General features: G+C 68.0%; 1 protein-coding gene. It reads right to left on the minus strand.

The genetic code is table 11. From position 1 onward, the window contains the following. A partial coding sequence (locus ACFQ4G_RS21910; RefSeq protein WP_379041125.1) for an IS481 family transposase occupies positions 1 to 877 on the minus strand: 877 nt, incomplete at both ends.

Below are 877 nucleotides of genomic sequence, written 5' to 3' on the forward strand. Positions count from 1 at the left end.
TGTCGTTTCCAAGGAGGTTGTCCTTGGTCAGTCTGCTGATGGGTGGGTGTCCGCCGAGGGCTGAGTGGGGTCTGCGGCTGTTGTAGTCGCAGAGCCAAGCCGGCATCGCGGCGGTGCGCTCGTTCGAGGAGGCATAGGGGCTGGCGTAGAGCCATTCGCGCAGGCTGGTCTGGATGAAGCGCTCGGCTTTCCCGTTGGTGCGAGGTGTGTAGGGCCGGGTGCGCTTGTGTGTGATCGCTTTCGCGACGAGCGCATCGCGGAACAGGTGGCTTTTGTAGGCTGCGCCGTTGTCGGTCATGACGCGCTCGACGCTGATGCCAAGGCTGCCAAACCATGCCAGCGCCCGCTCCAGGAAGGCGCTCGCACTCTCCTTTTTCTCGTCGGGCAGGATCTCGGTGTAGGCGAGCCGAGAGGCGTCATCGATGGCAACATGCAGCGCCTCCCAGCCGGTGCCCCGCCTGCTGCTCTGTCCGCGTCGATCACCGGTGATGCGATGGCCAATGCCATCGATGCGTCCGAGCTTCTTCGTGTCGAGGTGGATCAACTCGCCCGGCCGCTCCCGCTCGTAGCGGATCACGGGCGGCTTGGGATCGAGGGCGTCGAGCCGGCCCAGGCCGAGCCGGCGCAGCACCGCGCCCACCGTCGAGAGCGGCACACGCGCCTGCCGGGCAATGGCTGGCCCGGACAGCCGCTCACGGGGCAGCCGGGCGATCTCGGCTTGGAGGGCGGCTTCGACGCGCGTGGGCGAGGTGTGCGGGCGCGAGGATCGGTCGGCCAGACCGGCCACTCCTTCCGCCGCGAAACGATCGCGCCACTTGCGCACCGTCTTCGGGTCGATCCCCAGAGCGAGCGCCACGGTGCTCACAGCCCAACCCTG

The sequence above is a fragment of the Methylobacterium marchantiae genome, from assembly GCF_042679825.1.
Taxonomy (GTDB): Bacteria; Pseudomonadota; Alphaproteobacteria; order Rhizobiales; family Beijerinckiaceae; genus Methylobacterium; species Methylobacterium marchantiae.